Genomic DNA, 18,948 nt, shown 5'->3' with positions numbered 1-18,948 from the left:
CAATAGACATTAGTCGGGGGTCAAATCATGGCGACGCGCGCACCAGCGGCGGGCGCCCGGACGGCAGCGCCGTCGCGGGCCAAATCAGGGCGGAAGGCGCCCACGCAGTACATCTTCGAATGGGAAGCCAAGGACCGGAAGGGCAAGGGCTTCAAGGGCGAGCAACGGGCCGAAAGCCAGGCGGAGGTCGTCGCGACGCTGCGCAAGCAGGGCCTGACCGTCGTCAAGATGAAGAAGCGCAAGGCGGCGCGCGGCAAGAAGATCACCGAGAAGGACATCGCGTACTTCACGCGTCAGCTCTCGACGATGCTCAAGGCCGGTATTCCGCTGCTGCAATCGATCGACATCATCGCGCGCGGCCACGCCAACCCCAACTTCACGCAGCTGCTGTCCGACATCCGCTTCGACATCGAGGCCGGTAGCAGCATGGCCACTGCGTTCCGGCGCCAGCCGAAGTACTTCGACACGCTGTACTGCAACCTGATCGACGCCGGTGAACAGGGCGGTATTCTCGACGCCCTGCTGGAGCGCCTCTCGCTCTACATGGAAAAGACGATCGCGCTGAAGAGCCAGATCAAGTCCGCGATGATCTACCCGATCTCGGTGCTCTGCGTGGCCTTCGCCGTGACCGTGGTGCTGATGCTGTTCGTGATTCCGGCGTTCAAGGGCGTGTTCTCGAGCTTCGGCGCCGCCCTGCCCGCGCCGACGATGGTCGTGATCAACATGTCCGACTTCTTCGTCACGTACTGGTATCTGGTGATCGGGATACCGATTGCCTCGATCATCTTCTACCTCCGGGCGCGCAAGACCTCGGAAAAGGTCCAGCGCTGGCACGACAAGGCGCTGCTGAAGCTGCCGATCTTCGGCAGCCTGTTCCGCAAGGCCGTGATCGCGCGCTGGACCCGCACGCTGGCCACGATGTTCGCCGCCGGCACGCCGCTGGTGGAGTCGATGGAATCCGTGGCCGGCGCCGCCGGTAACTGGCTGTATTTCGATGCCACCCGGGAAATCGAACAGGCCGTGCGGATCGGTACCAGCCTGACCAACGCGATGCAGGCCACGCACGTGTTCGACAACATGGTGCTTCAGATGACGCAGATCGGCGAGGAGTCCGGCGCGCTGGACAACATGCTGCTCAAGGTGGCGGAATTCTACGAGCGCGAGGTCGATGACGCCGTGGCGGCCATCTCCAGCCTGATCGAGCCGCTGATCATCGTGATCCTGGGCGTGCTGATTGGCGGCATGGTGGTGGCGATGTACCTGCCGATCTTCAAGCTGGGCCAGGTGGTGTGACCGATGCAGGCTGTATCCGCGCTTGAAGCCGTGCCGCCGCTGTTCCTGATCGTGGCGGCCGGCCTGCTTGGCCTGCTGGTGGGCAGTTTCCTCAACGTGGTGATCCATCGCCTGCCCCGGATGATGGAATACGACGAGGCCAACTATCTGGCCGAACTACGAGACGAGCCGCTGCCCCACCCGGACCGCTACAACCTCATGGTGCCGCGCTCGGCCTGCCCGCACTGCGGCCACCAGATCGCCGCCTGGGAAAACGTGCCGGTGGTCAGCTACCTGTTCCTGCGGGGGAAATGCTCGGCCTGCAAGGCGCCGATCAGTGTCCGCTATCCGCTGGTGGAGCTGGCCACGGCCGTGCTGACCGGGCTGGCGATGTGGCATTTCGGGCCGACCGTGCAGGCGCTGGCCGCGATCGTCATGGTCTGGAGCCTGGTCGCGCTGACCATGATCGACGCCGACACCCAGCTGCTGCCAGACCAGATCACGCTGCCCCTGCTCTGGCTCGGGCTGCTGCTGAACCTGAACGGCGCCTTCGCGCCGCTGGCCGATGCCGTGATTGGCGCCGCCGCCGGCTACCTGCTGCTGTGGAGTGTCTATTGGCTGTTCAAGCTCGTGCGCGGCAAGGAAGGCATGGGCTACGGCGATTTCAAGCTGATGGGCGCGCTGGGCGCCTGGTTCGGCTGGCAGGCGCTGCCGGCGCTGGTGCTGCTGTCGTCGGTGGTGGGCGCGGTGTTCGGCATCGTGCTGCTGGTTGTGCGGCGCCAGGGCCGCGAGACGCCGTTCCCGTTCGGGCCGTTCATCGCCGGCGCAGGGCTGATCGTGCTGTTCTTTGGCGCCGATGTGCTGCCGCTGGGGCTGACCTTCAGCCGCTGACCGACAGCCGCTGCCCGGAAAGCTGGTATCGTTGGCGCCATTCCTCCACGCTACCGACACGCTTCTCCATGCTGGAAATCGGACTCACGGGCGGCATCGGCTCCGGCAAGACCCGCGTTGCCGACATGTTTGCCGCGCGCGGCGCCGCGCTGATCGACACTGACCTGCTCGCGCATGAGATTACCGCGCCCGGCGGCGCCGCCATCGGCCCGCTGGTGGCGGCATTCGGCCCCGGCTGCCTGCGCCCGGACGGCGCCATGGACCGCGACGCCATGCGCGCCCTGGTCTTCTCGGACCCCACGGCCAAGGCCACGCTCGAAGGCATCACCCATCCGCTGATCCGCTCGCTGACCGAGTCGCGCGCCGCCGCCGTCCGTGCGGGCGGCCAGCATCCGTATCTGATCTATGTGGTGCCGCTGCTGGTGGAATCCGGCACCTGGCGCGCCCGCGTGGGCCGCGTGCTGGTGGTCGATTGCCAGGAAGAGACGCAGATCGCCCGCGTCATGGCGCGCAACGGCTTCACGCGCGCGCAGGTGCTGGCGATCATGGCCCGGCAGGCCACGCGCGCCGCGCGGCTGGCCGTGGCCGATGATGTGATCGACAACGACGGCCCGCCCGAGGCCCTCGCGCCCCAGGTGGAACGGCTCGACGCCTACTATCGTCAGCACGCCGGCTAGCGTGGCGCGCCCCGAGTACGCCGCACGGGCAGATTGCATTTGTCCTTGAGGCGCGACTCGCATAGAATGCGCTGAACATGCCGGGAAAAGCGTGCTAACTGACGGATTTTCCGAAGTTCCGCCAGACCGCCGACCTCGGGCACTCGATTGAATCTGCCTTTCGGCTTCCGGCCCCTCGGCGCGCAGCACGGATACCTCCCTTGATCCTGTACGAATATCCTTTCAACGAACGCATCAGGACGCTCCTGCGCCTGGAAGACCTGTTCGATCGGCTGGATTATTTCCTCGGGCAGGATCACCCCCAGCAGCATCACGTGGCCATTACGACGATCTTCGAGATCATCGATGTGGCCGGCCGCGCCGACCTCAAGACTGACCTGATCAAGGAACTGGAGCGCCAGCGCCAGGCGCTCTCGCCGCTGCGCGCCAATCCGCAGATCGACCAGGACGCGCTGGCCAACGTCATCGCCGAGATCGAACAGGGCATTACCGCGCTGAACCAGACCGTGGGCAAGGCCGGCCAGCTGCTGGCCGACAACGAGTGGCTCACGAGCATCCGCAGCCGCGCCATCATCCCGGGCGGCACCTGCGAATTCGACCTGCCGGCCTACTTCGCGTGGCAGCACCGCCCCGCCGAGGACCGTCAGGCTGATATCCTCAAGTGGGCGCGCCCGCTCACGTCGCTGCGCATGGGCACGTCGATCGTGCTGCGGCTGCTGCGCGAGTCCGGCCAGAGCGGCAAAGTCATCGCCACGGGCGGCAGCTACCAGCAGATGCTGTCGGGCCGCAGCTACCAGCTGATGCAGGTCTACCTCGACGACTCGCTGCTGGCCTTCATTCCCGAGATGAGCGCCAACAAGTACATGCTCTGGGTCCGTTTCACCCAGCAGGACGGCGACATGCGACCGCGTTCGGTCGATGCCGACATCCCGTTCCTGCTCAAGCTCTGCAATTTCTGAAGTCTTCCCGATGCCAGCCGTCGTCAAATGTCCCACCTGCGGCAAGGATGTGCCGTGGGTGCAGGAAAACAAGTTCCGTCCCTTCTGTTCCGACCGCTGCAAGCAGATCGACCTTGGCGCCTGGGCGGCCGAGAAGTATGTGATCGGCGGCAAGCCCGGCGAGACGCCCTCGGCGGACCTGCCTGAAGAAGAGGAAGACTGAGCGGCGCCCGGCGCCCCCTCCTCCGCGCCCTACCGCGTCGCCAGCACGCGCCGGCAGAACCCCACGCAGACCAGCACGAAGACCGCCAGCCCCAGCCACTCGGCCGTGGTGGCAAACCCTGCGCCGACCAGCGCCAGTGGCGCCTCCTTGCCGGACAGGCCGATGATGGCCGCCAGCGCCACGCCGACCAGACTCTCCCCGACGATCAGCCCCGACGCCAGCAGCGTGCCGCGCCGCTCGGCGTGCGCCACCGCCAGCGTCACGTCATCGCCGCGCGCCTCGGCGCGGCGGCGCTCGGCCCGCAGCAGCCACCACGACAGCACCGCGCCCACCACCAGCGCGGAGCTGATGGTCGGCGGCAGGTAGATGCCGATGCCCACCGCCAGCACGGGCAGGCGCGCCACACCGCCCCGGCGGCGCAGCATTTCGTCGATGGCAATCAGCACCACGCCCAGCGCCACGCCGATCAGGATCATGGTCCAGTTGAGCTGGTGCGTGAAAATGCCCGTGGCGATGGCCGTCATCAGCGTGGCCTGCGGCGCCGCGAGCGCCTGGCCGGGGTCCATATCGGCCCGGGGCAGCGTGCCGGCAAAGCCGTACGCGTTGTAGAGCAGTTCCAGCACCGGCGGAATCACCGCCGCGCCCACGGCGCAGCCAATCAGCAGCGCTACCTGCTGGCGCCACGGCGTGGCGCCGACCAGCCAGCCGGTCTTCAGATCCTGGAGGTTGTCGTTGGCGATGGACGCCACCGCCACCACCGCCGACGTCGTGAAGATCGCCAGCGCAATCGCGAACTTGCCGCCCTCCGGCGTGCCCATCAGCCCATCGAGCGTGCCCACGCCGAGGATCAGCAGCGACACCAGGATCACGGCGATGATGCCGATGCCCGAGATCGGGCTGGCAGACGAGCCGACCAGCCCCGCCATATAGCCGCAGGCGGCCGCCACCAGGAAGCCGAACACGAAGGCGAACAGCACGGCGCAGGCCACGAGCCGCCACATCGCGCCGTCTTCGAGCGGCGACGGGGCGAGGAAATGGCCAAACGTGACCGCCAGCACCGCGAGCAGCACCAGCGTGATGGCGCCGATCCAGACCGCCGGCAGGTCGCGCTGGGTCCGTGGGATCTCGCCGCCCTGCCCGGCACCTTGTCCGGCACTGTTCCCGCGCAGCGCACCCATCGACGCCCGCACGCCCTCGACCATCGGCTTGAACAACGTGGCGAGCGTCCAGATCGCGGCAATCCCGATCGTGCCGGCACCGATAAAGCGTGCCTGCGTACTCCAGACCGAGGTGCCGAAGCTCGCCAGCGTGGCGCCAGCCGGCATCGGCGTAATCGCGGTCAGCCACGGCACGGCCACGCCCCATGTGAGCACGAGGCCCAGCAGCATGGCCAGCCCGCCGACGATGCCGACCAGATACCCGGCACCGACCAGCGCCAGCGAGAACCCCATCGACAGCCGCACCACCGACGCGCCCGCCGCCAGCCACGCATTGGCCCCTTCGGCCAGCACGCGCAGCCCGCCCGCGGCGAAGCTGAACAGCCCCGCCGCCACGCCGCCGGCTAGCAGATCGGCCAGTCCGGTGGCCTGCTTGGCCTCGCCGGGCGCCTCGCTGGCGCTGCCCACGCGCAGGATCTCTGCAGCCGCGACGCCCTCGGGGTACGGCAGGTCGCTCTTTACGACCATCGCGTGACGTAGCGGAATGCTGAAAATCACGCCGAGCATGCCGCCCGCCGCGCAGATCGACAGCGTCTGCCAGAACGGAAATCCCTGCCAGTGGCCGAGCATGACCAGCCCCGGCAGGATGAAGATGATCGACGACAAGGTGCCCGCGGCGGACGCCTGCGTCTGCACCATGTTGTTTTCGAGGATATTGGCGCCCGGAAACAGCCGCAGCACGGCCATCGAAATCACGGCGGCTGGAATGGCGGAGGAGAAGGTCAGGCCGACTTTCAGGCCGAGGTAGATGTTGGACGCGGTGAACACCACGGTGATCAGCGCGCCCAGGATGATGCCGCGCAGCGTCAGCTCGGGCAGGGAGATGGCATCGTCGATGCGGTCGACACGTTGCATTGGGCCTCCAGTGTTTGTTGTTCAACTTCTGGTGACGGGGGCGACGGGACTGGCATGCGGCCACTCAGGGCGTGGGGCGCTCCTCTGCGAGCCATGCCACGACGGGGATCGTCGCCGGCAGCAGCGGGCCGACATCGACCGGGGCGTACTGCCACGAGAACGCCTGGCCTTCGCGACCGACCGGCTGGCCAACCCAGTCGGTGACCTTGCAGAAATAGAGCCGCACATAGGCGTGCGGGTAGTCATGTTCGAGCGTATGCCAGCGCTCGCTGCGCGTGACATCGAGGCCGAGTTCCTCGTGCAGCTCGCGCGCCAGCGCAGCCTCGACGGTCTCGCCCGGCTCCAGCTTGCCGCCCGGGAATTCCCAGTAGCCCTCGTACGGCTTGCCCGCCGGGCGCTGCGCCAGCAGGAAGCGGCCATCGGGCCGCACCAGCACGCCGACGGCCACCTCGGTGACCGGCCGCGCCTGGCCGTCCGGGGCTACTACCGTGCCAGCGCCGCTCATGCCTGGGGTTCCACGTCGGCCACGAACGGCTTGCCGTGCTTGCCACCCCAGTCGCGCGCGAACTGCCACGCCACCCGGCCCGAGCGCGAACCGCGCTCCAGCGCCCAGACCAGCGCATCGCCACGCGCGGCGGCAATGTCTTCGGCGCTGCAGCCGAAGTGCCCCAGCCAATGGCCGACGATGGCCAGGTACTCGTCCTGCTTGGGCGGATAGAACGACAGCCACAGCCCGAAGCGCTCGGACAGCGAGATCTTCTCCTCGACCACCTCGCCCGGATGGATTTCGCCATCGGCCGTGTGCTGGTAGGTCTCGTTGTCCTTCATGTACTCGGGCAGCAGGTGGCGGCGGTTGGACGTGGCGTAGATCAGCACGTTGTCCGACTGGGCGGCCACCGAGCCGTCCAGCGCGGACTTCAGCGACTTGTAGCCCGACTCGCCTTCCTCGAACGACAGGTCATCGCAGAAGATCACGAAGCGCTCGGGCCGCTGGGCCAGCTGTTCGACGATATCGCCGAGGTCGCCCAGATCGTCCTTGTCCACCTCCACCAGCCGCAGCCCTTGCTTCACGTACGCGTTCAGGCAGGCCTTGATCAGCGACGACTTGCCGGTGCCACGCGCGCCGGTCAGCAGCACGTTGTTGGCCGGCAGCTTCTGCACGAACTGGCGCGTATTGGCGACGATGGCGTCCTTCTGGCGCTCGATGTTCTTGAGATCGTCCAGATAGATCGGCGGAAGCTGCTTGATCGCCTGCAGATAGCCGATATTGCCGAACAGGCTCTGACGCTTGCGCCAGCGGAACGCTACCGCCTCCTGCCAGTCCGCGTCGCTCAGTTGCGGCGGCAGCCATTGTTCCAGTCGGGCGAGAAAGCTATCGAGGCGGGCAGCAAGGTCAGACATGGCAGGGGCGAATTCAGAAAATTACGAACGATAGTCGGCGTTGATCGACACGTAGTCGTGCGAGAGGTCGCAGGTCCACACGGTGGCTTCGGCGTTGCCGCGGCCCAGCGCGATGCGCACGGTGATCTCGGCCTGCTTCATCACGCGCTGGCCGTCTTCCTCGCGGTAGTCGGGGTTGCGGCCGCCGTCGCGGGCCACCCAGACGTCATCGAGCCACAGGTTCACGCGATCGACGTCGAGGTCGTTCACACCGGCATAGCCCACGGCGGCCAGGATGCGGCCCAGGTTGGGGTCCGAGGCGTAGAACGCGGTCTTGACCAGCGGCGAATGCGCCACCGCGTAGGCGATCTGGCGGCATTCGGCCACGTTGTTGCCGCCTTCCACGTGAATCGTCATCAGCTTGGTGGCACCCTCGCCATCGCGCACGATCATCTGGGCCAGTTCCTGCGCCAGCGACGTCACGGCGTCGCGCAGCGCGGCGAAGGCCGGGCCGTCGGCGCGGTCGATGGACACGCCAGCCTTGCCCGTGGCGATCAGCACGAACGAGTCATTGGTCGACGTATCGCCATCGATGGTGATGCTGTTGAACGAATGGTCGGCGGCGTGCGAAACCAGTGCCTGGAGCACCGGCTGCGCCACGGCGGCGTCCAGCGCGATGAAGCCGAGCATGGTCGCCATGTTCGGGCGGATCATGCCGGCGCCCTTGCTGATGCCGGACAGCGTGACCGTCTTGCCGTCGATCTGCACCGTGCGCGACGCGGCCTTGGGCTGCGTGTCGGTGGTCATGATCGACTCGGCGGCGGCCAGCCAGTTGTCGGCGCGCGCATTGGCGATGGCAGCCGGCAGCGCGGCGGTCAGGCGATCGACCGGAAGCTGCTCCAGGATCACGCCAGTTGAGAACGGCAGCACCTGGTTGGCGGCGATGCCAAGCTGGGCGGCCAGGGCGTCGCACGTGGCGCGCGCGGCCTTCAGGCCCGGTTCGCCGGTGCCGGCGTTGGCATTGCCGGTGTTGACCACCAGCGCGCGGATGCCCGGGCCCGTGGCGAGGTGCTCGCGGCAAACCTGCACCGGCGCGGCGCAGAAGCGGTTCTGCGTGAACACGCCGGCCACGGTGCTGCCTTCGGCCACGCGGACCACGAGCACATCCTTGCGATTGGCCTTGCGGATGCCCGCCTCGGCCCAACCCAGCTCCACGCCGGCAACGGATTTCAAATTCTCTGCCTGGGGCAGCGGCAGGTTCACGGGCATGTGCGGCTCCTTGGTTGCATCTGACAAATATGCCCGCTTGGCGCGGGCATTGTGCGGTCTGTGACTCCCCTCTCCCGGACGATGTCGCGGGAGAGGGAGAGGGTCCCCGGCTCAGCTAAGCTTGCCGTGGCACTGCTTGAACTTCTTGCCCGATCCGCACGGGCACGGATCGTTACGGCCAACCTTCGGCATGCCGGCCACCGCCATGTCCGCGCCCATCGCGGCCATGGCCGCCTGCGCGGTGCCACGGCGCGCCAGCGAGGCGTCTTCCACCGGCTCGGCGCGTTCGGCAAACTCGTCGTGCTTGTACTGCACGTTCTCCAGATGCGCCAGCCCTTCCTCAATCTGCTCCGAAGCCTGCTCGAGTTGCTCCGGCGACTGGATCTGCACATTGAAGATCACGCGGGTGACTTCGCTCTTGATCACGTCCAGCAGGCGCGCGAACAGTTCGAACGACTCGCGCTTGTACTCCTGCTTCGGGTCCTTCTGGGCATAGCCGCGCAGGTGGATACCCTGGCGCAGGTGGTCCAGCGCGGCCAGATGCTCGCGCCAGTGCGTGTCGATGCTCTGGAGCATGACCGAGCGCTCGAAGCCTGCGAACGACTCCCGGCCCACCTGGTTGACCTTGGCGTCGTAGGTTTCGCGCGCCGTGGTCATCACCAGATTCAGCAGTTCTTCATCCTCGATGCTCTGGGCGCCCTCGATGGTCTTGGCCAGCGGCACGTCCAGGCCCCAGTCGTCGCGCAGGCGCGTTTCCAGGCTGGCGATGTCCCACTGTTCTTCCATGGTCTCGGCCGGCACGTGGTCGCGGAACAGCTCCACCAGCACGCTCTCGCGCAGGTTGCCCACCATCTCGCCGACGTCGTTCGATTCCAGCACGTCGTTGCGGAGCTTGTAGATCTCCTTGCGCTGGTCGTTGGCCACGTCGTCGTACTGGAGCAGCTGCTTGCGGATGTCGAAGTTGCGGCCTTCCACCTTGCGCTGCGCCGATTCGATCGAGCGCGTGACGATGCCAGCCTCGATCGGCTCGCCTTCGGGCATCTTCAGCCGTTCCATGATCGCGCGCACGCGGTCGCCGGCGAAGATGCGCAGCAGCTGGTCGTCCAGCGACAGGTAGAAGCGCGACGAACCCGGGTCACCCTGGCGGCCGGCACGGCCACGCAGCTGGTTGTCGATCCGGCGCGACTCATGGCGCTCGGTGCCGACGATATGCAGGCCGCCGGCGGCCTTGACCTGATCGTGCAGAGACTGCCATTCGTCCTTGAGCTGGGCGATGCGGGCGGCCTTGTCGGCGTCCGACAGGCTTGCGTCGATCTCGATGAAGCCGGCCTGCTTCTCCACGTTGCCGCCCAGCACGATGTCGGTACCGCGACCGGCCATGTTCGTGGCGATCGTGATCATCTTGGGGCGGCCCGCCTGGGCCACGATCTCGGCTTCGCGCTCGTGCTGCTTGGCGTTCAGCACCTGGTGGGGCAGTTTTTCCTTGTTCAGCAGGTCCGACAGGTACTCGGACGTCTCGATCGACGTCGTGCCCACCAGCACCGGCTGGCCGCGCTCGAAACAGTCGCGGATGTCGCGCACCACAGCGTCGTAGCGTTCCTTCGACGTCTTGTAGATCTGGTCCTGCAGGTCCTTGCGCTGGGCCTGGCGGTTGGTTGGGATCACCACGACCTCGAGGCCGTAGATTTCCTGGAATTCGTACGCTTCCGTGTCCGCCGTACCGGTCATGCCGGCCAGCTTCTCGTACATGCGGAAGTAGTTCTGGAAGGTGATGGTCGCCAGCGTCTGGTTTTCCTGCTGGACCGTCACGCCTTCCTTGGCTTCCACGGCCTGGTGCAGGCCGTCGGACCAGCGGCGGCCCGTCATCAGGCGGCCCGTGAATTCATCGACGATCACCACTTCGTCGTTCTGCACCACGTAGTGCTGGTCGCGGTGGAACAGGCTGTGCGCGCGCAGGGCGGCGTACAGGTGGTGCATCAGCGTGATGTTCTGCGGCGCGTAGAGCGATTCGCCCTCGCCGATCAGGCCCTGCTGGTTCAGGATCTCTTCCGCCTTCTCGTGGCCGGCCTCGGTCAGGTAGACCTGATGGCCCTTCTCGTCGACGTAGTAGTCGCCGGGCGTCTCCACGCCGGTGCCGTCGGCCTTTTCCTCGCCGATCTGGCGCACGAGCAGCTTGGGAATGCCGTTCATGCGCTGGTACAGGTCGGTCTGGTTCTCGGCCTGACCCGAGATGATCAGCGGCGTACGCGCCTCATCGATCAGGATCGAGTCCACTTCGTCGACGATCGCGTAGTGCAGCGGGCGCTGCACGCGCTGCGACGGGTCGTAGACCATGTTGTCGCGCAGGTAGTCGAAGCCGAACTCGTTGTTCGTGCCGTAGGTGATGTCCGAGTTATAGGCGCGCTGCTTCTCGTCATGAGGCATCTGCGAGAGGTTGACCCCCACCGACAGCCCCAGGAAGTTGTACAGGCGGCCCATCCACTCGGCATCGCGCTGGGCCAGATAGTCGTTCACGGTCACCACGTGCACGCCCTTGCCGGTAATGGCATTGAGGTACACGGCCAGCGTGGCGGTCAGCGTCTTGCCCTCGCCGGTACGCATTTCGGCGATCTTGTTGTCGTTCAGGACCATGCCGCCGATCAGCTGCACGTCGAAGTGGCGCATCTTCATGACGCGCTTGCTGGCCTCGCGGCAGACGGCAAACGCCTCCGGCAACAGCGCGTCAATCGATTCGCCGCCCGCGTGGCGCTGGCGGAAGGTCTGGGTCATGCCGCGCAGGTCGTCGTCCGAAAGCTGTTCGAATTTCGGCTCCAGCGCGTTGATCTTCACGACCATGCCGCGATATTGTTTGATCAGCCGTTCGTTGCGGCTGCCGAAGACTTTCTTGAGAAGGCCCGTGATCATCGAGTGCTTTCCCCTGCGCGCGCGGCCCGGATACAGCTTGGACGACGGCGAGGAATGGGTGGATTGGCGCAAAACGCCGAGTTTATCATGTGGCGGTGTCGTGGCCGGGACCCAAACAGGCTCCTTCTGCGCTGGCGCAACAGCCGCCAGACCACCTTCGACAGGTTGGGACTCTCCCGCCGCCTTCAATGTTCCGCGCAGTTAGCGGATGGCAGTGCGATCGGTCGGCACGGGCGCCGTGGCAATGGCCGGTGCCGGGGCCGGGTTCGGCGCGGCGGCGGTCAGGAACCCGATCGGGTTACGCGGCACGCCGTTGACGTGAACCTCGAAGTGCAGGTGCGCGCCGGTGGACCGGCCCGTGCTGCCCACGCGCGCCACTTCCTGCCCCGCGCGGACCAGATCGCCCACCTTCACCAGCGACTTCGACGCATGCGCATAGCGGGTCTTGAGCCCGTTGCCATGGTCGATGTCGATCATGTTGCCGTACTCGGGGTGCCACTCGGCCGCCACGACCACCCCGCCGGCCGCCGCGACGATCGGCGTACCAATCGGGGCGACGAAATCCACACCATCGTGCCGGGTGCGCCGGCCCGAGAACGGATCGATGCGGGCGCCGAAGCTCGAGCCATCGTAGCCCACCGCCACCGGCATCACGCTCGGCGTGCGGCGCTCGCGCAGTTGGCGGTCGATTAGTGCCCCTTCGATCACATCGAAGAAATCGACGCGATGGTCGGCCTGCTTGCCGAGCCGGGCCAGTTCGTCGCGCAGGTCGGGTAGGGTCAGCGCGGTGGATCGCTCGACCGCGGCGGGGCCGCCCCGGGCCGGGCGATGGCGGAAGTCGAAGTCCTGCGGCGCGATGCCGGCCAGGCCGGACACGCGCTCGCCGAGCGCATCGAGCCGGACCATCTGGGCCTGGAGTTCGCCGACGCGGGCAGCCAGCACGGCGAGGTTGGCGCGCAGGTAGGCGTTGTCGCGCGCCTGTCCGGAGGCCTCGGCGCCCGGCTGGGCACGGGCGACATACCAGGTGATAGCGGAAGATGCGGCGGCCACGAGCAGGCACAGCACGATGGCAAGTAGCCCGGCGCGCAACGGCGTGAGCTGAAGACGGAACACCCGCGGCGCACGCGGATGCAGCACGATGATTTGCATGACCTACCCCCTTCGCCGACAAAAAAGAGGCCGACCGGCCTCGTCGCGCATGCGGGCGGGGCATCCCGGCTCTCGGTGGCCAGGATTGCGCGCTAGAATGCGCGCATGCGCATGTTCACTCACCACGCTCTCCAGACGCCGGTTGCCAAGCCACTCAACGATTGGCTGAACAAGTCCGGGCCGGTTTCGGCGCTCATGCAGACGGCGCGCGAACTGGCGTCACTGGAAGCGGAAGTCCTGTCGCTCCTGCCCCGCGGCCTGCAGGACGGGATCGCCGTGGCCGGTGTCAAACATGACAACCGGGGCCCGCAGGCGGAAGCGACATTGCTGTTGCTGGCCGCGCATGGCGCGGCGGCTGCGCGGGTGCGGCAAGTGGTGCCGACCCTGCTTACCCGGCTGCAACAGCGGGGCTCGCAGGTTACCGCAATCCGGGTACGGGTACAACCGGAGGTCGGGCGGGGGGATTGGGACACCGGTCCGGTCACGCGCCAGCCCCGCACGGCCAACCTGCCGCCGGTGGGGCTGACCAGCATGGATCAACTGGCGCAGAGCCTGGAATCCTCGCCGCTGAAGGAAGCGGTGGAGGCGTTGCTGGCGCGGCATCGCAACCGCTGACGCCGCCGTACTAAATAGAAACGGCCTCCCAAGGGAGGCCGTTGTCGTTTGCGCCGGGGGCGCGGTGCTCAGGCAAACGCCGGCTGCACCTGCGGCAGGAAGGCGGCGGGCGCTTCTTCCAGCTTGTCGAAGGTCACGATTTCGTACGCTTCCTGGTCCGCCAGCAGCGCGCGCAGCAGCTGGTTGTTCAGGCCGTGGCCGGACTTGTTGGCCACGTAGGCGCCAATCAGCGGATGGCCGACCACGTAGAGGTCGCCAATCGCATCGAGGATCTTGTGGCGCACGAACTCGTCGCCGTAGCGCAGTTCCTCATTGTTCAGCATGCGGTGCTCGTCCAGCACGATGGCGTTGTCCAGGCTGCCGCCACGGGCCAGGCCCATTTCGCGCAGCGCTTCTACCTCGTGGGCGAAGCCGAAGGTGCGGGCCCGGGCGATCTCGCGCACGTAGCTCGTGTCGGCGAAATCGATCGAGAACGCCTGGCCGGTCTTGTCGACGGCCGGATGGCGGAAGTCGATCGTGAACGAGAGCTTGAAGCCGAAGTACGGCTCCAGCCGGGCCAGCTTGTCGCCCTCGCGCACTTCCACGGCCTTCTTCACGCGGATGAAACGCTTGGCGGCCGACTGCTCCTCGATCCCCGCCGACTGCAGCAGGAACACGAACGACGCGGCGCTGCCGTCCATGATCGGGATTTCCTCGGCATCCACGTCGACATAGAGATTGTCGATGCCCAGGCCAGCGCAGGCCGACATCAGGTGTTCCACCGTCGAGACGCGCGCGCCGTTCTTCTGGAGCACGGACGCCAGGCGCGTGTCGCCGATGGCGCTGGCGGCCACGGGAATTTCCACCGGTTCCGGCAGATCGACACGGGTGAATACGATGCCTGCATCGACGGGGGCCGGTCGCAGGGTCAGCGTCACTTTGCGACCCGAGTGCAAACCGATGCCAACCGTCTTCACCAGGGATTTGATGGTGCGCTGTTTGAGCATGACAGCCTCAATCTCTTAGGTGGCCCACATTATAAAAAGCTATTGGGCGCAAATTTTAATAACGCCATACTACCACCGCTTGGTGTATTGCGCCGCACCACTTTGTGTCGGGTTGTTAACCAGTGTTACCAAAGTCGGCCAGACATCACTCCGGCCGAGCCAATCCGTGTCAGGCGCGCAACGCCTCAAGAACGGCTTCGGCGCTGCTGACCTTGAATTCGCCAGGGGCTTCCACGAACAGGTGGGTGACCACGCCGTCGTCCAGCACCATCGCGTAGCGCTTGGCGCGCACGCCCAGGCCGCGCTGGCTCAGGTCCTGGTCCAGCCCGAGGGCCTTGGCCCATTGTGCAGCGCCGTCGGCCATCATGCGGACTTTGCCGCCGGTCTGCTGCTCACGGCCCCAGGCGCCCATCACGAAGGCGTCGTTGACCGCGTGGCACCAGATCTCGTCCACATCGGCCGCCCGGAACTGGTCGGCTTGCTCGACGAAACCGGGCACGTGCTTGGCGGAGCAGGTCGGCGTGAACGCGCCGGGCAGGCCGAACACGACAATGCGGCGGCCCTTGACCAGGTCGGCCACCGGGAAGGCATTGGGTCCGAGCGCGCAACCGCCGGTCTCGGTTTCGAAGAATTCGTACAGGGTGGCGTCGGGGACGCGCTGGCCAACACTGATCATGGGGGCGATTTCCTAAAGGCCGAAAAAGACGAAAGTCCGGGCTGGTGAAAACCCTGACTGCAATCATAGGCCACAAAAACGACTGCGCGGCGCACCGGTTCGGCACGCCGCGCGGACGACGAGGCATCCCGCCGCGGGAAGGCGGGAACAGTCCGGGGAGGCGGCCGAAGGCACGCCTGTCCCGGCAACGGGATGCGGGCGGAGACAGTGCCGACGCGGGCGCGGCGCAGCCGGGCGCGCTGACGGGCTACGTCAGTCCTGGCGAATGCCGAGCGGATAGGGAGCGCTCAGGCTTCGCGGATCAGACCACGTGCAACCCGCCAGGCGCACGGCCGCAGCCGCCGCCCTGCCGGTAGCCAACTCAGTCCGCCTGCTTGCGCAGGAAGGCCGGGATGTCGTACGTGTCCACACCCTTTTCCTGCAGCGCCGCCACGTGAGCCGATGCCGACTCACGCGAGCTGCGCCACACGGCCGGCGTATCCAGGCCGCTGTAGTCCGGCGAGGCATGCGCCGGGGCAGCGGTCATGCCGCCCATCATCTGCATCGGGATGTTGTCCGTGCCGGTCTTCAGCAGCGTCATCGGCTGCTGCTTCTTGGCCGAACGGCCCAGGCCCGTGGCCACCACGGTCACGCGCAGTGCGTCGCCCATCGAATCGTCGTACACCGTACCGAAGATCACCGTGGCATCTTCCGCGGCGTAGCTGCGGATGGTGTTCATGACTTCCTTGGTCTCCGACAGCTTCAGCGAGCGGCTGGCCGTGATGTTGACCAGCACGCCGCGCGCGCCGGACAGGTCCACGCCTTCCAACAGCGGGCTGGCGACGGCCTGCTCGGCAGCCAGGCGGGCGCGGTCCACGCCGGACACGGTTGCCGTGCCCATCATGGCCTTGCCCTGCTCGCCCATCACCGTCTTCACGTCTTCGAAGTCGACGTTCACGAGGCCGTCAACGTTGATGATCTCGGCAATGCCGGCCACCGCGTTGTGCAGCACGTCGTCGGCGCACTGGAAGCACTTGTCCATCTCGGCGTCGTCGCCCATCACCTCGAACAGCTTCTCGTTGAGCACCACGATCAGCGAGTCCACCGACGACTCCAGTTCGCCCGAGCCATGTTCGGCCACCTTGGCGCGACGTGCGCCTTCGAAGTCGAACGGCTTGCTGACCACACCCACGGTCAGGATGCCCATTTCCTTGGCCACCTGCGCCACGATCGGGGCGGCGCCGGTACCGGTGCCACCGCCCATGCCGGCAGTGATGAAGACCATGTGCGCACCGCGCAGGGAATCGGCGATCTGCTCGCGCGCCTGTTCGGCGCAGTTGCGACCCACCTCCGGCTTGGCGCCGGCGCCCAGACCCGTATTACCGAGTTGCAGCACGCGCGACGCCGTGGAGCGCTTGAGCGCCTGGGCATCGGTGTTCATGCAGATGAATTCCACGCCCTGCACGCCACGGCTGATCATGTGCTGCACGGCGTTGCCGCCCGCACCGCCCACACCCACCACCTTGATGATGGTGCCGTCCTGCATCTCCGATTCGATCATGTCAAAGTCCATCACTGCCTCCGTGAAAAATCAGTCCCCAAACGCTGCAGCCYCCCCGCCGCAGCCCTTGGTTCCTGAACAAGAAACCAAAATAGAAGAAGAAAACCTGCTCAACGTGCCATCGCGCGATTCGATGACCGCGACGCATGGCTGACTCGTAAAACGTCTAAAAAAATCCCTAAAACAACCTGACCACGTCCAGCGTCAGAAGTTGCCGACAAACCATTCCTTCATGCGCGTCCACACCTGCTTCACCGAGCCGCTCTGCACGGCCACCTTGCGGCCACGCATGCGCTGCACCCGGCCTTCCAGCAGCAGGCCCATCACCGTGGAGTAGCGCGGGCTCTTCACCACCTCGTGCAGGTTGCCGCGATACTCGGGCATACCCACGCGCACCGGCTTCAGGAAGATGTCCTCGCCCAGCTCCACCATGCCCGGCATCATCGCCGTGCCGCCGGTGATCACCACGCCGGACGACAGCAGTTCCTCGTAGCCGGACTCGCGCACCACCTGGTGCACCAGCGAATACAGTTCCTCGATGCGCGGCTCGATCACGGCCGCCAGCGCCTGACGGCTCAGCGTGCGCGTGCCTCGGTCGCCCACGCCCGGCACCTCGATCATGTCGTCCGGGTCGGCAATCGCCTGCTTGGCAATGCCGTACTGGATCTTGATGTCCTCGGCGTCCGGCGTCGGCGTGCGCAGCGCCATCGCAATATCGTTGGTGATCTGGTCCCCGGCGATCGGGATCACGGCCGTATGCCGGATCGCGCCCTCGCTGAAGATGGCGATGTCCGTGGTGCCGCCGCCAATGTCGACCAGCACCACGCCCAGTTCCTTCTCGTCCTCCGTCAGCACGGCCAGGCTCGACGCCAGCGGCTGCAGGATCAGGTCATGCACTTCCAGCCCGCAGCGGCGCACGCACTTGACGATGTTCTGCGCCGCGCTGACCGCGCCCGTGACGATATGGACCTTGACCTCCAGGCGGATGCCGCTCATGCCGATGGGCTCGCGCACGTCCTCCTGGCCGTCGATGATGAATTCCTGCGTCAGGATGTGCAGGATCTGCTGATCGGTCGGGATGTTGACCGCCTTGGCGGTCTCGATCACCCGGGCCACGTCCGTCTGCGTGACCTCCTTGTCCTTGATGGCCACCATCCCGCTCGAATTGAAGCTGCGGATATGGCTGCCGGCAATGCCGGTGAAGACCTCGGCGATCTTGCAGTCGGCCATCAGCTCGGCCTCCTCCAGCGCGCGCTGGATCGACTGCACGGTGGCCTCGATATTGACCACGACCCCCTTCTTCAGACCCTTGGACTCGGACTGGCCCATCCCGATCACTTCGTAGCTGCCGTCGGGGCGCAGTTCCGCGACCACCGCCGCCACCTTCGAGGTGCCGATGTCGAGACCGACCAGTAAGTCCTTGTATTCCTTGCTCATCGGGTTTTCTCCGCGTTCTTGCTCTTGAGTCGCGTCGGATTGTTATTGGGATTGCCTGCCGGCACCGTTGCCGGGGCCGGTCCTGCGGAGGCCTTGGCCGCCGCCTTGGCTGCCGCGGCAGCCTGGGCGTCGGTCAGGAACCTGACGTTGGCCGCGCGGATCGCGAAGCCGTTGGGGTAGCGCAGGTCGGCGTAGTCCACCTGCTTGCCCACCTGCTCGGTCACCTGCGGCCAGGCGGCCACGAAGCGCTTGACCCGCGCCTCCATGGCTGCCCGATCCTCATCGGTCTGCTCACGACCCAGCTCGATCACCATGCCGTTCGACAGCCGCGTCCGCCACGCATAGCGCGACGACAGCGCCACCGACAGGGGCTCGGCCTTCAGCGGCTTGAACCATTGCCGCATGACTTCCAGCTTCTCGACCACATCGGCCTCGCTGTCCGGCGGCCCGTCGAGCGCCAGCAGCTGGGCATCTTCCTCGGCCTCGGCGGTGTTGGCGACGAACACCTCGCCATAGGTATTGAGGAGCCGGCCGCTTTCCGGGCTGCCCCAGGTACCCAGCGCCTCGTGCTCCTCCACCTCCACCGCCAGCCCGTTCGGCCATTCGCGGCGGACGCTCGCGTGCCGCACCCAGGGCACCGATTCGAACGCCTGACGCGCCGTGTTCAGGTCCAACGTAAAGAAATTGCCAGACAGCTTGCCCAGCGCGTTGGCGCGCACGCTCGGCCCATTCACGTGGCGCAGCGCCTGGCCGTCCATCGCGTGCAGCTCCACATGGGTGATGGCGAACACCGGCCGCTGGGCCAGCCACAGCAGGCCCGCCCCGAGCGCCATCAGCGCCACCAGTGCGTAGAGCACGGAGGCGATCAGGTTGAGGAGGCGCGCGTTATGCCACATGGGTCGGGTTCAGGAGCTGTGTT

At 66.5% G+C, this 18,948-nt stretch carries 18 protein-coding genes; 7 read left to right on the top strand and 11 right to left on the bottom strand.

The genetic code is table 11. The annotated features are described in order from the left end of the window. Positions 1-27 precede the first annotated feature (27 nt). The 5 genes from AC1DFU_RS18550 (at position 28) to AC1DFU_RS18530 (ending at position 4,001) form a co-directional block, all read left to right on the top strand. Positions 28-1,293 carry a type II secretion system F family protein gene (locus tag AC1DFU_RS18550; RefSeq protein ID WP_441592211.1) on the top strand — a complete coding sequence of 422 codons (1,266 nt, stop codon included), beginning with the start codon at positions 28-30 and terminating at the stop codon, positions 1,291-1,293. 3 nt (positions 1,294-1,296) lie between these two features. Beyond that, on the top strand, positions 1,297-2,163 hold the full coding sequence (locus tag AC1DFU_RS18545; protein WP_092298608.1) for a prepilin peptidase: 867 nt from the start codon (positions 1,297-1,299) through the stop codon (positions 2,161-2,163). Between the two features lie 68 nt (positions 2,164-2,231). Beyond that, the gene (coaE, locus tag AC1DFU_RS18540; protein WP_092298605.1) at positions 2,232-2,840 is read left to right on the top strand and encodes a dephospho-CoA kinase; all 609 of its coding nucleotides are present in this window, start codon (positions 2,232-2,234) and stop codon (positions 2,838-2,840) included. A gap of 200 nt (positions 2,841-3,040) precedes the next feature. Further along, complete coding sequence (gene zapD / locus AC1DFU_RS18535; RefSeq protein ID WP_092298602.1) at positions 3,041-3,799, top strand: cell division protein ZapD; 759 nt, start codon at positions 3,041-3,043, stop codon at positions 3,797-3,799. Positions 3,800-3,809: 10 nt separating this feature from the next. Then, a complete protein-coding gene (locus AC1DFU_RS18530) occupies positions 3,810-4,001 on the top strand; it encodes a DNA gyrase inhibitor YacG (protein ID WP_092298599.1) in 192 nt (63 codons plus the stop codon). Between the two features lie 29 nt (positions 4,002-4,030). Here the strand turns inward: AC1DFU_RS18530 and AC1DFU_RS18525 are convergent, their stop codons facing one another. From AC1DFU_RS18525 to AC1DFU_RS18500, 6 genes are all read right to left on the bottom strand, one after another. Further along, the gene (locus AC1DFU_RS18525; protein WP_441592209.1) at positions 4,031-6,073 is read right to left on the bottom strand and encodes an OPT family oligopeptide transporter; all 2,043 of its coding nucleotides are present in this window, start codon (positions 6,071-6,073) and stop codon (positions 4,031-4,033) included. Between the two features lie 64 nt (positions 6,074-6,137). Then, entirely contained in the window at positions 6,138-6,578 is a 441-nt protein-coding gene (locus AC1DFU_RS18520; RefSeq protein ID WP_441592207.1) for an NUDIX domain-containing protein, read from the bottom strand. Continuing rightward, positions 6,575-7,474 carry an ATP-binding protein gene (locus AC1DFU_RS18515; RefSeq protein WP_441592205.1) on the bottom strand — a complete coding sequence of 300 codons (900 nt, stop codon included), beginning with the start codon at positions 7,472-7,474 and terminating at the stop codon, positions 6,575-6,577. The genes AC1DFU_RS18520 and AC1DFU_RS18515 overlap by 4 nt, the downstream gene beginning before the upstream one ends. A 21-nt stretch (positions 7,475-7,495) precedes the next feature. After that, entirely contained in the window at positions 7,496-8,722 is a 1,227-nt protein-coding gene (gene argJ, locus AC1DFU_RS18510) for a bifunctional glutamate N-acetyltransferase/amino-acid acetyltransferase ArgJ (RefSeq protein WP_092298587.1), read from the bottom strand. Between the two features lie 111 nt (positions 8,723-8,833). Then, the gene (gene secA, locus AC1DFU_RS18505; protein ID WP_441592203.1) at positions 8,834-11,626 is read right to left on the bottom strand and encodes a preprotein translocase subunit SecA; all 2,793 of its coding nucleotides are present in this window, start codon (positions 11,624-11,626) and stop codon (positions 8,834-8,836) included. 201 nt (positions 11,627-11,827) lie between these two features. Then, positions 11,828-12,775 (bottom strand): M23 family metallopeptidase, encoded by a 948-nt coding sequence (locus AC1DFU_RS18500; protein WP_092298580.1) that lies wholly within the window; start codon positions 12,773-12,775, stop codon positions 11,828-11,830. Positions 12,776-12,880: 105 nt separating this feature from the next. Here AC1DFU_RS18500 and AC1DFU_RS18495 point away from each other — a divergent pair, with 105 nt between their 5' ends. Next, positions 12,881-13,390 (top strand): DciA family protein, encoded by a 510-nt coding sequence (locus AC1DFU_RS18495; RefSeq protein ID WP_092298577.1) that lies wholly within the window; start codon positions 12,881-12,883, stop codon positions 13,388-13,390. A gap of 68 nt (positions 13,391-13,458) precedes the next feature. Here AC1DFU_RS18495 and lpxC read toward each other — a convergent pair whose 3' ends face one another. The 3 genes from lpxC to ftsZ all read right to left on the bottom strand — a co-directional run bounded on the left by lpxC (position 13,459) and on the right by ftsZ (position 16,604). Then, positions 13,459-14,376 (bottom strand): UDP-3-O-acyl-N-acetylglucosamine deacetylase, encoded by a 918-nt coding sequence (lpxC, locus tag AC1DFU_RS18490; protein WP_092298574.1) that lies wholly within the window; start codon positions 14,374-14,376, stop codon positions 13,459-13,461. Between the two features lie 169 nt (positions 14,377-14,545). Beyond that, a complete protein-coding gene (locus tag AC1DFU_RS18485) occupies positions 14,546-15,052 on the bottom strand; it encodes a peroxiredoxin (RefSeq protein ID WP_441592200.1) in 507 nt (168 codons plus the stop codon). A 361-nt stretch (positions 15,053-15,413) separates the two neighbouring features. Further along, positions 15,414-16,604, bottom strand: a complete 1,191-nt coding sequence (gene ftsZ / locus AC1DFU_RS18480; RefSeq protein ID WP_092298568.1) for a cell division protein FtsZ — start codon at positions 16,602-16,604, stop codon at positions 15,414-15,416. Here ftsZ and AC1DFU_RS18475 point away from each other — a divergent pair. Beyond that, positions 16,591-16,746 (top strand): hypothetical protein, encoded by a 156-nt coding sequence (locus AC1DFU_RS18475; protein WP_477159870.1) that lies wholly within the window; start codon positions 16,591-16,593, stop codon positions 16,744-16,746. The two genes, ftsZ and AC1DFU_RS18475, sit on opposite strands and share 14 nt — an antisense overlap. A 50-nt stretch (positions 16,747-16,796) precedes the next feature. Here AC1DFU_RS18475 and ftsA read toward each other — a convergent pair whose 3' ends face one another. Both ftsA and AC1DFU_RS18465 read right to left on the bottom strand, forming a co-directional pair. Beyond that, positions 16,797-18,029 carry a cell division protein FtsA gene (gene ftsA, locus AC1DFU_RS18470; protein WP_477159814.1) on the bottom strand — a complete coding sequence of 411 codons (1,233 nt, stop codon included), beginning with the start codon at positions 18,027-18,029 and terminating at the stop codon, positions 16,797-16,799. Beyond that, entirely contained in the window at positions 18,026-18,925 is a 900-nt protein-coding gene (locus tag AC1DFU_RS18465) for a cell division protein FtsQ/DivIB (protein ID WP_092298562.1), read from the bottom strand. The genes ftsA and AC1DFU_RS18465 overlap by 4 nt, the downstream gene beginning before the upstream one ends. Positions 18,926-18,948: the final 23 nt, after the last annotated feature.

The sequence above is a fragment of the Cupriavidus sp. 10L45 genome (genome assembly GCF_056395225.1).
Note: the sequence above shows the minus strand (reverse complement) of the source record. Positions and strands in the feature narration are given on the sequence as shown.

Coding starts and splice junctions, on each gene's coding strand:
- ftsZ (WP_092298568.1), bottom strand. CDS start 16,604: ATGGACTTTGACATGATCGAATCGGAGATGCAGGACGGCACCATCATC.
- AC1DFU_RS18550 (WP_441592211.1), top strand. CDS start 28: ATGGCGACGCGCGCACCAGCGGCGGGCGCCCGGACGGCAGCGCCGTCG.
- AC1DFU_RS18525 (WP_441592209.1), bottom strand. CDS start 6,073: ATGCAACGTGTCGACCGCATCGACGATGCCATCTCCCTGCCCGAGCTG.
- AC1DFU_RS18515 (WP_441592205.1), bottom strand. CDS start 7,474: ATGTCTGACCTTGCTGCCCGCCTCGATAGCTTTCTCGCCCGACTGGAA.
- AC1DFU_RS18500 (WP_092298580.1), bottom strand. CDS start 12,775: ATGCAAATCATCGTGCTGCATCCGCGTGCGCCGCGGGTGTTCCGTCTT.
- AC1DFU_RS18465 (WP_092298562.1), bottom strand. CDS start 18,925: ATGTGGCATAACGCGCGCCTCCTCAACCTGATCGCCTCCGTGCTCTAC.
- AC1DFU_RS18545 (WP_092298608.1), top strand. CDS start 1,297: ATGCAGGCTGTATCCGCGCTTGAAGCCGTGCCGCCGCTGTTCCTGATC.
- ftsA (WP_477159814.1), bottom strand. CDS start 18,029: ATGAGCAAGGAATACAAGGACTTACTGGTCGGTCTCGACATCGGCACC.
- coaE (WP_092298605.1), top strand. CDS start 2,232: ATGCTGGAAATCGGACTCACGGGCGGCATCGGCTCCGGCAAGACCCGC.
- AC1DFU_RS18495 (WP_092298577.1), top strand. CDS start 12,881: ATGCGCATGTTCACTCACCACGCTCTCCAGACGCCGGTTGCCAAGCCA.
- AC1DFU_RS18520 (WP_441592207.1), bottom strand. CDS start 6,578: ATGAGCGGCGCTGGCACGGTAGTAGCCCCGGACGGCCAGGCGCGGCCG.
- AC1DFU_RS18530 (WP_092298599.1), top strand. CDS start 3,810: ATGCCAGCCGTCGTCAAATGTCCCACCTGCGGCAAGGATGTGCCGTGG.
- lpxC (WP_092298574.1), bottom strand. CDS start 14,376: ATGCTCAAACAGCGCACCATCAAATCCCTGGTGAAGACGGTTGGCATC.
- argJ (WP_092298587.1), bottom strand. CDS start 8,722: ATGCCCGTGAACCTGCCGCTGCCCCAGGCAGAGAATTTGAAATCCGTT.
- secA (WP_441592203.1), bottom strand. CDS start 11,626: ATGATCACGGGCCTTCTCAAGAAAGTCTTCGGCAGCCGCAACGAACGG.
- AC1DFU_RS18485 (WP_441592200.1), bottom strand. CDS start 15,052: ATGATCAGTGTTGGCCAGCGCGTCCCCGACGCCACCCTGTACGAATTC.